The 9,666-nt window shown below is 62.2% G+C and carries 8 protein-coding genes, 1 tRNA gene and 2 pseudogenes; 7 read left to right on the top strand and 4 right to left on the bottom strand.

The genetic code is table 11. The features are described 5' to 3' along the window. Positions 1–118 (top strand): annotated as a pseudogene (locus tag FSO04_RS07750) (IS5/IS1182 family transposase); the annotation flags it as partial. A 538-nt stretch (positions 119–656) separates the two neighbouring features. On the opposite strand, the gene FSO04_RS07745 reads toward FSO04_RS07750, so the two are convergent. From FSO04_RS07745 to FSO04_RS07735, 3 genes and pseudogenes are all read right to left on the bottom strand, one after another. Further along, on the bottom strand, positions 657–1,094 hold the full coding sequence (locus FSO04_RS07745) for a YciI family protein (protein ID WP_154559106.1): 438 nt from the start codon (positions 1,092–1,094) through the stop codon (positions 657–659). 452 nt (positions 1,095–1,546) lie between these two features. Further along, positions 1,547–2,763 (bottom strand): annotated as a pseudogene (locus tag FSO04_RS07740) (tyrosine-type recombinase/integrase). Positions 2,764–2,923: 160 nt separating this feature from the next. After that, a tRNA-Leu gene (locus FSO04_RS07735) sits at positions 2,924–3,008 on the bottom strand. Positions 3,009–3,190: 182 nt separating this feature from the next. Between FSO04_RS07735 and FSO04_RS07730 the strand changes: the two genes are divergently transcribed. The 6 genes from FSO04_RS07730 (at position 3,191) to FSO04_RS07705 (ending at position 9,077) form a co-directional block, all read left to right on the top strand. Further along, entirely contained in the window at positions 3,191–4,231 is a 1,041-nt protein-coding gene (locus FSO04_RS07730; RefSeq protein ID WP_154559105.1) for a LacI family DNA-binding transcriptional regulator, read from the top strand. An 81-nt stretch (positions 4,232–4,312) separates the two neighbouring features. Further along, positions 4,313–5,392 (top strand): ABC transporter substrate-binding protein, encoded by a 1,080-nt coding sequence (locus FSO04_RS07725; RefSeq protein WP_168435599.1) that lies wholly within the window; start codon positions 4,313–4,315, stop codon positions 5,390–5,392. Beyond that, entirely contained in the window at positions 5,389–6,213 is an 825-nt protein-coding gene (locus FSO04_RS07720) for an ABC transporter permease (protein ID WP_093647257.1), read from the top strand. Before FSO04_RS07725 ends, FSO04_RS07720 begins: the two co-directional genes overlap by 4 nt. Before the next feature lie 32 nt (positions 6,214–6,245). Further along, a complete protein-coding gene (locus tag FSO04_RS07715; protein WP_154559104.1) occupies positions 6,246–7,160 on the top strand; it encodes an ABC transporter permease in 915 nt (304 codons plus the stop codon). Next, on the top strand, positions 7,157–8,203 hold the full coding sequence (locus FSO04_RS07710; RefSeq protein WP_154559103.1) for an ABC transporter ATP-binding protein: 1,047 nt from the start codon (positions 7,157–7,159) through the stop codon (positions 8,201–8,203). Before FSO04_RS07715 ends, FSO04_RS07710 begins: the two co-directional genes overlap by 4 nt. Before the next feature lie 46 nt (positions 8,204–8,249). After that, the gene (locus FSO04_RS07705; RefSeq protein ID WP_154559102.1) at positions 8,250–9,077 is read left to right on the top strand and encodes a phosphodiesterase; all 828 of its coding nucleotides are present in this window, start codon (positions 8,250–8,252) and stop codon (positions 9,075–9,077) included. Positions 9,078–9,095: 18 nt separating this feature from the next. Here the strand turns inward: FSO04_RS07705 and FSO04_RS07700 are convergent, their stop codons facing one another. After that, a complete protein-coding gene (locus FSO04_RS07700; protein WP_154559101.1) occupies positions 9,096–9,581 on the bottom strand; it encodes a DUF2569 domain-containing protein in 486 nt (161 codons plus the stop codon). Positions 9,582–9,666 lie beyond the last annotated feature (85 nt).

The following is a 9,666-nucleotide window of genomic DNA, read 5'->3' as shown; positions in this document are numbered from 1 at the left end:
TTTCCGCCGTCTCGCACGTGACTATGAACGTCTACCCGAAACGCTTGCCGGGTTGCATTTCGTGGTCTTCGCAATGCTCATGCTCGTTCACGCGGTGCCAGTACTTCCAAGTTCCTAACACGCTCTAACCCTTCGATCACGCCGATCCAATGATCCGCAGGGGCTCCGCGAAGACAGACCAGGGCGCCGGCAGAAAACGATCGTTGAAAAGCATCTTTTTGGACGCGAGCGAGCTGTTCCTGTGTCAACCTGGCCGACCAGGCGGAACGCGATATGAAGCACTGCAACTCAACTGACAGGGGCATAGCCAGGTTAGGTTCGAAGGGTCCAGAGGCATTAGTTTAACCATTTGCCGGCCGACGTTGCCAATGACCCGATCGGCCGAAATCTGCTCGATGGTCCGGTCCGGAGCAGTAGCCAACGTTCGACCGAGCACTCGATGGCGTGGGCCAACGTCCGTAGTTGTCCGAGTCCAGCCTGAATCGGCTAGGCCGAACGTAACGCCGCCGACCTGAAGCCGACGGTCGTTCGCCGCGGGTATGGCCGCCGAAAAGCGGTCGCTCTACGCTGACGCTGAGCCGCAGACGGAGGTTCGCCTGCGGACGTCGGCTCGAGCGCCCGGCTGGATGGCAACTCGGCGGTTCCGTATGTGGCCCTCACTTCTTCGCCTGCCAAACCGACTCGCTCCAGGTCGGTGCCGCTGCCCGGATGATGTCGAGGACATTTGGCGGGACGTCGCCCGCTCCGGTGAGTTGGCGCACCTCCAGTACATCGTCCGCGCCGAGACCGGATGGCGCGCGCAATGCCCAGGAAATCGCCTCCTCAAGAGATCCAACTTCGATGATGTAAAAGCCACCGACCAGTTCCTTGGACTCTGCAAACGGGCCATCGACGATATAGCGTTTCCCCTTGCTAACCGCAATTCGCGCTCCGGGCGCTGCTGGGTTCAAGCCTTCGGAAGCCACCAGGACACCGGCCTTGTGCATCTCTTCGTTGAACCTCATGTACGCCGTGAGAAGGGCCTCGTCCAAACCGCCGCCGGCATCCGGCTCCTCATTGTCTGCGCTCGCTTGGGCTGTGATGATGAATCGCATCGTCGTTCTCCTGAGTTGAATGGTGCTTCAGGACCACGACGAACGAAGGGCTGTCGAATCGACACGTTGCGGCCAATTTCGATGATACATATCGCAGCCCACCAGGCCGATGCCGAGCGCCTCTGTGAGACTTGAAATCACAGGGATTCCAGCGTACCCGAAAGAAGACGTTCACGAAGGGCAGCCAACGGCCAAACGCGGGCGAATGCCAAACTGGCGTTGCGGCCTGCCTGTCATCGATCTGCATCCGGCGCCGGTCGACCCTGAGGCGCCCTTCGGGCACGCACAAGGTCGGCGGCAGCTTCCTGTGCGAAGCGGCCGCCTGAACGTCCAGGTTACAGCTCGTACGAATGACGCGTAATGGCCGCACAGAGCCGAATGACAACCTGCTCAGCTCGACCCTTTATAGCAGCCGGTCGAAGTATCTCCCCAGCGGACGCTCAGATTCCGACTCAGCCTGCCACGCCACAAATCCGAATGATCCGTGCGCCCGCATTCAGCTTGTCTAGATAGTCTGCCCACAACTGCATCATCACCCGGCGCTCCCTGATGAACTTGGTCCAGTTATACGCCGAGCCACGATTATCCGGTACTGCATGTGCGAGTTGATGCTCGATTACCTCTGGTTTCTGCTCCAGTTCCTCGTGCAGGAGGGTACGGGCCATCGCGCGAAAACCGTGGCCGGTAATTTCCGTTCGGGTGTCATAACCCAGTCGTCTGAGTGCAGCATTGATCGCCGCTTCGCTCATTGGATGCAACGTCGAACGAGCGCCGGGAAAGACAAAACGCCCCTTGCCTGTCAGTGCTTGCAACTCCCGCAAGAGAGCCACTGTCTGGGTTGCAAGCGGCACCAGATTCTGAGTCCGTGTCTTTGTCACCAGATAGCGCCACTCCCCCTTATCCAGGTCGAATTGCGCCCACTCGGCCCGACGAAGCTCGCTTGGCCGCACGAACAGCATCGGCGCAACCTTGAGCGCGCAGAGGACGGGAAACGTCCCCGAGAAACCGTCAAAGCCCTGAGCATTTCCGCCACCTTGGCGGGTTCGGTGAGCGCAGCAAAGTGCTTTTCTATTGGAGGCGGAATCGCTCCGATCAGGTCTTTTGCTGGATCGCTCTTTGCCTTGCCTTCCTTGATCGGATATCGGAAAACGCGGCTGATTTCACTGCGCACCCGGTGCGCTGAATATCGCGCCCCCCTCCTATCGATCCGCTTGAGCACCAGCAGAATCTCGGGCGCGTCGATCTCGGTGATGGGACGCTTGCCCAGCCACGGGAATACGTCGTTTTGCAGACGGGCGAGCGTCTTTTCGTGCTGACCAATCTGCACGACCGATTTGCGCTCCTCCAGCCAGTCGCGGGCTACGGCCTCGAATGAATTGTTGGCGTTGAGTCTTGCGGCTCGCTTATCAGCCTTTTTGACGTCGCCTGGGTCTACCCCGGCCGCCAGTTGTTCACGCGCCGCACTTCGCTTCCTGCGCGCTGCTGCGAGCGATACGTCAGAGTAGATGCCCAGCGCCAAGCGTCTTTCTCTACCACCGAATCAGTATTTCAGGCGCCAGTATTTCCCTCCCGACGGCGCAATCTCCAGATACATCCCGCCACCGTCGGTCAGGCGATAGACCCTCTCACGAGGGGCTGCGCTACGCACAGCAATGTCACTCAGGGGCATGAAGACCTCCTGGGGGCTTTTTTCAAGGACGTCGTTTTTTATACCAAGATGCCCCCAGAGGTCAACGGAACTCCGCGGTTTCTCCAGGAAACAAAAAACCCTCGAAGCATTGCTGCATCGAGGGTCCAAGGAATTTTCTGGAATCTGGTGGAATACTTCCTGGTGCCGGGGATCGGACTCGAACCGACAAGCCGTGAGGCGGCGGATTTTAAGTCCGCTATGTTTACCAATTTCATCACCCCGGCAGGGGTCAGAACCACGCTGGACGCGAATTCTACCATTGCCAGGCGGACGCACCAAACCGCCGCAATCCAGCCGCGCCCCATCCTCACCCTCTCCCGCCAGGCACAAAAATTGGAGTCATCCGCAAGTCACAAACATTCCTGATAATCCGCTGACGAAAACGTTTACATAACGCGCGGAAATCATGATCCCAACGATCAAAGACGTCGCCGCCCACGCGGGCTTCTCCATCGCCACGGTCTCGCGCGCGATCAACGCGCCGCACACCGTGAATCCGGTCACGCTCGATAAGGTGCGTCAATCCATCGACGCCCTTAACTTCCGTCCCAGCCCGCTCGGCCGGCAGTTGCGCGGCGAGCGCACGCGCCTGATCGGCGTGATCCTGCCGACGCTCGCCAACCCCGTGTTCGCCGAATGCCTGCAAGGCATCGACGAGCTCGCCGCGGCGCAAGGCTACCGGCTCATGTTGATGACCACGCAATACGATGCCGACCGCGAACGCCACGCCATCGAAACGCTGCGCGAGCATCGCGTGGAAGGCCTGATCCTGACCGTCGCCGATGCCGACACGCATCCGCTACTCGACGAACTCGACCGCGCCGGTCTGCTCTACGTGCTGATGCATAACGACACCGTGCGGCGTCCGTCGGTCTCGGTCGACAACCGTCTCGCCGCGTTCGACGGCGTACGCATGCTGATTGCGCACGGCCATCGCCGCATCCTGATGCTGGCGGGCACACTCGCCGCTTCGGACCGCGCTCGCCAGCGGCATCTCGGCTACGCGCAGGCGATGCAGCAGGCCGGCCTCACCCCTGCGCCCGCGCTCGAAGTCGATTTCAACGCCGACGAACTGGCGCCGTCCGTGCTCGCCCATCTGACCAGCGGCTCGAACCGCCCAACCGCCCTCTTCTGCAGCAACGATCTGCTCGCCATGGTCGTGATGCGCGGCCTGCGCCGTGCGCGTCTGCAGATTCCGCACGACATGTCGATTCTCGGCTTCGACGGACTCGCGATGGGCGAATTGCTGTCGCCGCCGCTGGCAAGCATCTGCGCGCCGAATCGCGAAATCGGCTGCGCCGCCTGGCGGCGTTTGCTGACCCGAGTAACTGGCACGTACGAAACATTAGGGGAAACGTCGCCCACGCTGACCTTGCCGCACAGCTTGCGTGAGGGCGCCACCATCGCGGCGATTTCGAACCGCACAGAAACTTCGGCGGCGACCTGAAGGCCGTTTGCACAGTCGCTTGCGTAAGCATCCAATTCGAACCCCGAACCACCCGCTCTCGTCCTCTCCAGGAGACCCGCAGTGATCCGCTCTTCAACACGTTTCGCTTCTTCGATCAAACCGCTCTGGCGCCGTCTCGCCCGCACCGCGGCCACCGCGCTGTCGGCAGGCATGATCGTCACCGCCGCGCTCGCCGCCCTCGCGCCGCAAGCAGCCCATGCCGACGAAACCGCGATCTGCTACAACTGCCCGCCCGAATGGGCCGACTGGGCGAGCCAGATCAAGGCGATCCAGGAAAAGACCGGCATCCGCGTGCCGTTCGACAACAAGAACTCCGGCCAGTCGATTGCACAACTGATGGCCGAGCAGAAGAGCCCGGTTGCGGACGTGGTCTATCTCGGCGTGTCGTCGGCATTCCAGGCGAAAGACAAAGGCGTCATCCAGCCGTACAAGCCGGCGCACTGGGACGACATTCCGGCCAACATGAAGGACCAGCAAGGCTACTGGTTCACGATCCACTCGGGCACGCTGGGCTTTTTCGTCAACAAGGACGCGCTCGAAGGCAAGCCGGTCCCGCGTTCGTGGGCTGATCTCCTGAAGCCTGAGTACAAAGGCATGATCGGCTACCTCGATCCGTCGAGCGCGTTTGTCGGCTATGCAGGCGCGGTCGCGGTGAATCAGGCGCTCGGCGGCACGCTCGATAACTTCGAGCCGGGCCTCGACTGGTTCCGCAAGCTGAAGGCCAACGCGCCGATCGTGCCGAAGCAGACCGCCTATGCGCGCGTGATGTCCGGCGAAATCCCGATCCTGCTCGACTACGACTTCGACGCCTACCGCGCGAAGTACAAGGATCACGCCAACGTCGAATTCGTGATTCCGAAGGAAGGCACGATCTCGGTACCGTACGTGATGAGTCTTGTGAAGGGCGCGCCGCATGAAGCGAACGGCAAGAAGGTGCTCGATTTCGTGCTGTCGGACGAAGGCCAGAAACTGTGGGCCGACGCCTATCTGCGTCCGGTGCGCGCGAATGCAATGACCCCGGAAACCGCAGCCAAATTCCTGCCCGCAAGCGACTATGCCCGCGCCAAACCGGTCGACTTCGGCAAAATGGCCGAGAAGCAGTCGAGCTTCGGCGAGCGTTATCTACAGGTGATGCATTGAACGACGTCACGTTCCCGCTGCGCTGGCGCATCGCCTTGATCGCGCCGGCGCTGGCGGTTTTTATCGCGTTCTGGCTGTTGCCGATGGGCGCGCTCGCGCAGATCAGCGGCGACGGCCACGCGTTCGCGACCTATCGCGCGATGCTGACGAATCCGCGCTACATGTCGAGCCTCGGCGCGACGGTTATGCTATCCGCAGCGGTCACGGCGACGACGCTTGTGCTTTCGGTGATCGCCGGTTTGCTGCTGGCGCGCCGTGAGTTCCCACTCAAGCGCACACTGCTCGCGCTGCTGACGTTTCCGTTGGCATTCCCTGGCGTCGTGGTCGGCTTCATGGTGATCATGCTCGCGGGACGCCAGGGTTTGATCGGTGCGTTATCGCTGAAACTCACCGGCGACCGCTGGGTGTTCGCTTACTCGATGAGCGGCCTCTTTCTCGGCTACCTGTACTTCTCGATCCCTCGCGTGATCGTCACCGTGATGGCGTCGGCGACCAAGCTCGATGCCTCGCTCGAAGAGGCCGCGCGTTCGCTCGGCGCATCGCCGTGGCGCATTACGCGCGACATCGTGTTGCCCGCCTTGTCGCCGGGCTTGATCGCGGCCGGCGCGGTATGTTTCGCGACCGCCATGGGTGCCTTCGGCACCGCCTTCACCCTGGCCACCGACATCGACGTATTGCCGATGACCATCTACACCGAGTTCACACTGAACGCGAACATGGTGACGGCCGCGGGCCTCTCGATCGTGCTCGGCATCGTCACATGGGCCGTGCTGGCGTTCGCTCGCAGCGTGAGCGGTTCCGCTGTCGCGGCAAGCGCATGAGCGGCGTGTCCAAACCCGATGAAAAGACCTCGATGAATTCCATCACTGCTCCAATCAAGCAGCCCGCAAAACCGCGTGCGCGGCGCCGTGGGTTGCCCACATCACGCACGTGGCTCGCAGCCGGACAGTGGTTCGTTACGCTGCTGCTATGCGCGTTTCTGATCGTGCCGGTCGTGATGTCGATCATGGCCGGGCTCACGGTGAACTACTTCAAAGGCGTATCGAGCGGACTCACGCTGCGCTGGCTCGGCGAAGTGTGGACGCAGTATCACGGCTCGGTATTTCTCTCGCTCGAAGTGGCAGCGATGACCTTGCTGATCACGCTGCTGACCGGCGTGCCCGCCGGCTACGTGCTGGCGCGCAGCAAGACGCGGCTCTCGCGCATCATCGAAGAGTTTCTGGTGCTGCCGATCGCCCTGCCCGGTCTCGCTTCCGCGCTCGCGCTGCTGGTGGTCTACGGCGGCTTCACGATGTTTCGCATGAGCGTCGCGTTTATCGTCGTCGGGCACGTGGTGTTCACGCTGCCGTTCATGGTGCGCGCGGTTGCGGCAGTGTGCGCGAGCAGCGATCTGCGCACACTCGAAGAAGGCGCGGCGAGCCTCGGCGCGAGCTTCTTTCAACGTTTCATCACGATCGTGCTGCCGAATGCGCGGCCGGGAATCGTCGCCGGTGCGCTGGCGGTGCTGACGCTCTCGATCGGCGAATTCAACCTCACCTGGATGCTGCATACGCCCGACACCAAAACGCTGCCGGTCGGTCTCGCCGACACCTATGCGTCGTTACGCATCGAAATCGGCAGCGCCTACACGATTCTGTTTTTTATCATGACGATGCCGTTGCTCGTCGCGATGCAATGGCTCGGCGTCGATGCGACCGGCCAGCGCAGCGCGGGCAAACAACGCACCGCTGCCTCCCGTTCAAAGCCTACACCGACGTCCACGCCATGAAACTCGACTCCGTTCCCATCACGCTCACACAGTGCGCGAAAACGTTTCGCGGCACGCGTGTGCTCGAACCGCTCGATCTGCACATCGGCGCCGGTGAGACGCTGGTGCTGCTCGGCCCGTCCGGTTGCGGCAAGACCACCACGCTGCGCATGATCGCGGGCCTCGAGACACCTGACGCCGGCGGCAGCATCGCGTTCGGCGACGAAGACGTCACTGCCCTGCCGATCGAAAAACGTCAGGTCGGCATGGTGTTCCAGAGCTACGCGCTGTTTCCGAATCTGACCGTGCGCGGTAACATCGGCTACGGCCTGAAGATCAAGCGCATGCCGGCTGAAACCGCACGGCAACGCGTCGACGAATTGCTCGCGATGATGCGTCTCACCGCGCACGCGGACAAACCGATCGATCAGCTTTCGGGCGGCCAGCGTCAGCGTGTTGCCTTGGCGCGCGCACTCGCCGTGCAACCGCGCGTGCTGCTGCTCGACGAACCGCTGACCGCGCTCGACGCGCGTTTGCGCGACACCTTGCGCAGCGAGATGAATACGTTGCTGCGCGAACTGGGCATCACAACCGTCTACGTGACCCACGATCAGGCCGAAGCGATGGAGCTCGGCGACCGCATCGTCGTGATGAGCGCAGGCCGCATCGAGCAGATCGGGTCGCCGCGCGACATCTACTACCGTCCGGCGAATCGCACGGTCGCACAATTCGTCGGCACGATCAACCGGCTGGCGGGCGAACGGCGTGATGGTCTGCTGACGACGACCGGCGGCGCTGTACCGCTGCCCTCAGGTCCTTCTCAGGCAAGCGCGGCACACGAATTTTTCTTCCGACCCGAAGACGCATACCTCGCCGACCCGGCCAGCGCCCAATTGCGCGGCAATATCGAAAGCACGGCGTTTCTCGGCGAGCGCACCCGTCTGACGATCGGTGGCGCCGCACCGGACGCGCTGCTGATCGACGTCGCGGGCCGCGTCGAACTCGCGCGTGGCACGCCGGTCGGGATTTCGATCGCGCAGGACGCGCTGATTGCGCTATCGTAACGACACAGCGCCGCGTTTCTAGCGCGCCATAACGAAGGACATCCCCATGCTGCTGGCTCAAATTAGCGACCTCCATATCAAACGGCCCGGCGCGCTGGCTTACCGCCGCGTCGACACCGGTGCCTATCTCGCGCGCACTGTCGCCGCGCTCAATGCGCTGGAGCCGCGTCCAGCCGCTGTGATCATGACCGGCGACCTCGTCGATCAGGGCGATCCGGAACAGTACGAACACCTCAAGACATTGCTCGCGCCGCTCGAGATCCCCTACTTCCTGATGGTGGGCAATCACGACGAACGTGCTGCGTTGCGCGCGGCGTTTCCCGATCGTGCCGAATTGCATAGTGGTGGCGAGTTCGTGCACTACGCGGTCGATGTCGGACCGCTGCGCGTAATAGCGCTCGATTCGATGGTGCCGGGCGAAAGCGCCGGCAATCTATGCGATTCGCGTCTCACCTGGCTCGAGACGCAACTCGATGCGGCACAAGGCAAGCCGACGGTGGTCGCGTTGCATCATCCGCCGTTCGTCTGCGGAATCGGGCACATGGATGAATTGCGGCTCGATCCCGCTGCCGCCGACAAGCTCGCCGCGTTGATCGCGCGTTATCCGAACGTGGAGCGGGTGATCTGCGGCCACGTGCATCGGCCGATGTTCGTGCGTTTTGGCGGCACGATTGCGTCCGCGGTGCCGGCACCCGCGCATCAGGTCGGACTCGATCTGCGCGAGGATGCGCCCTCCGCATTCGTGATGGAGCCGCCCGCGTACGCGCTGCATCGCTACGATCCGGCGACAGGCATCGTCACGCATCATGCGTATGTCGATACAGCGGATGGGCCGTATCCGTTTTACGAGGCTGAAGGCGAATTGATCGATTAACGGTGTCGCCTCGCCGGTTCAGGCAACGACGAAAGTTTGCCGTACGCGCCGGGACAGCCTGAAATACGGTATCCCGAGCGCGGCAGCAACGACGGCCTGAATGAAGCCATCAACGGGAATGGCAATGGCGACGCCGATGGTGTGGGTCATGTGATCGCCGAGCAGGTAGGCGATGGTTCGCATGACGACGATGGCCAACAGCCACGCCTGCACTTGCACCGGAAAACGCGCCGATTTGCGCCGCGCGAGCAACGCGAGCCAACCTGCGCCTGCGACGATGAACACCCCGATGATCACGTCACAACCGACCATCGCGATCACGGTGCGATACCAGCCGTGCGTTTCAGGGCGCACGAATACCGCCAGCAGCTCCCATTCGAGCATCAGCTTGAGCGGATCGCGCAATGCAACCGCGGTAGAGAGCGCCCACGCAGCGAGGCAGATCAAGGCGACGAGCAGCCAGCCGCTGATGCGTCGAGGTTCGGGTGTCGAGGGTGTGTTCATGAGATCGGTCACGTAATGGATCGTGTTGCGCGCGCCGATTCTACGAACGAAAACCGAACGACCATCTCATTTTGTCTGCGAGGCC

The sequence above is a fragment of the Paraburkholderia madseniana genome (assembly GCF_009690905.1).
Classification (GTDB): domain Bacteria; phylum Pseudomonadota; class Gammaproteobacteria; order Burkholderiales; family Burkholderiaceae; genus Paraburkholderia; species Paraburkholderia madseniana.
This window is presented reverse-complemented; position numbering and strand designations above follow the sequence as displayed.